Here is a 1,671-nt window from a genome sequence, read left to right on the forward strand (position 1 = left end):
TCGCGAGACCGACCGCCAGCGGGCGCTGCGCCGGCTCGCACAGCAGCACCAGCCCGGTGGCGAGCAGCACGCTCGCGACCAGCGCGCAGAACACCGTGRCGGCCGCGGCGATGAAGAGCGCCGCGAGGCGCAGCCGCTCCTCCTCGATCTCGACCGAGAGGAGTTCGAGCCGCGTGCGCCCGCTGTCGAGCAGCGTGCCCAGCAGCTGCGGCAACGCGTCGGCGGCCGACTGCATCAGCGGCGGGCCGCGAGGAAGCCGACCAGCAGCCCGACCGCCGCCGCGACGCCCATCGCGCCGTACGGGTGCGCGTGCACCGCGTGGTCGGCCTGCCGCGCGGCGCGGCGCGCCTGGTGCAGGGCATCGTCCTCGAGCTGCTCGAGCTGGCTGCGCATCTCGCGCACCTGCTCGGCCAGGCGCTGGCGCACCGCGTCGACCTTCTCGTCGCCGGTCTGGGCCGCGCTCTTCAGCATGCGTTCGGCCTCGTCGACCATCTGGCGCAGGCCGCCGGCCAGCGTATCGCTGCCATTGCCGGCAAAGGGTTGGGTGTGCATGGTGATCCTCCGGGTTCGCTTCGCACGCCGGGATCGGCGCGGTCGCATCGTAGGCAGGCCATGCCCGCCGGCGGTTTGCGCAAACGCAAGGCGGCGCGGGGTGCCGGTGCGCATCGTCGGGTGTTCCAATGGTCCCCAAGGGCACATTTGCACCGAAACCCGCGATGACCACCCCCCGTCCGGCACCTCCCGAAGCGGCCTCGCCGGTGTCCGACTGGCAATCGGCCGCCGACGCGGCATGGCAGGGTGCGGCACTCGCACTCGACGTGCTGGCCGTGCCGCAGGGCACGCCTGAGGCGCTGGCGGCGCGGCAGGCGCAGCGGCTCGCGGCGCTGCTGCAGTCGGCGGCGCGCGATTCGCCGCTGTACCGGAAACTGCTGCGCGGCATCGACCCGGCACGTGCGGCGCTGCGCGACCTGCCGGCGATCGACAAGCACACGCTGATGCACCGCTTCGACGACTGGGTGGCCGACCCGGCGCTGCGCCTGGCGGGCTTGCGGCGCTTCATCGCGCAGCCCGACGGCATCGGCCGGCCGTACCTCGGGCGCTACCAGGTGTGGGAGAGCTCGGGCAGCCAGGGCGAGCCGGCGCTGTTCGTGCAGGACGAGGGCGCGATGCGCGTCTACGACACGCTGGAGGCGTGCCGCCGGCCGGTGCTGCAGCCGTGGCGGCGGCTGCTCGACCCGTGGCTGCTGGGCGAGCGCATCGCGTTCGTCGGTGCCACCGGCGGGCATTTCGCGAGCACCGTGAGCGTCGAGCGGCTGCGGCACCGGGTGCCGGCGTGGGCGCCGCGGCTGCGCGGCTTCTCGTTCCTGCAGCCGGCGGCGGCGCTGGTGGCGCAGCTGCAGGCGTTCGCGCCGACCATCGTCGCGAGCTACCCGAGCGTGGCCGTGCTGCTGGCCGGCGAGCAGGCGGCGGGGCGCCTGCGCCTGCGCTTGCACGAGGTGTGGACCGGCGGCGAGACGCTGACGCCGGCGGCGCGGCGGCGCGTCGAGCAGGCGTTCGCCTGCCCGCTCGCGAATGCCTACGGCGCGTCGGAGTTCCTGCCGATCGCGTCGCAGTGCCGGCTCGGCCGGCTGCACCTGAACAGCGACTGGGTGCTGCTGGAGCAGCTGGACG

3 protein-coding genes are annotated in these 1,671 nt (G+C 74.6%); 1 reads left to right on the plus strand and 2 read right to left on the minus strand.

Features of this window, described 5'->3' with window-relative positions; all coding sequences use genetic code 11:
• Positions 1-235: phage holin family protein (locus AC1D15_RS30915; RefSeq protein WP_477829041.1), on the minus strand; the 235-nt coding region annotated here is incomplete at its 3' end.
• Positions 235-552 (minus strand): ElaB/YgaM/YqjD family protein, encoded by a 318-nt coding sequence (locus AC1D15_RS30920; protein WP_477829042.1) that lies wholly within the window; start codon positions 550-552, stop codon positions 235-237. The genes AC1D15_RS30920 and AC1D15_RS30915, both read right to left, overlap by 1 nt.
• A gap of 164 nt (positions 553-716) precedes the next feature.
• Between AC1D15_RS30920 and AC1D15_RS30925 the strand changes: the two genes are divergently transcribed.
• Positions 717-1,671 (plus strand): AMP-binding protein (locus AC1D15_RS30925; RefSeq protein ID WP_477829043.1); only part of this gene is annotated, 955 nt, incomplete at its 3' end.

The sequence above is a fragment of the Rhizobacter sp. P2_H2 genome (genome assembly GCF_056403375.1).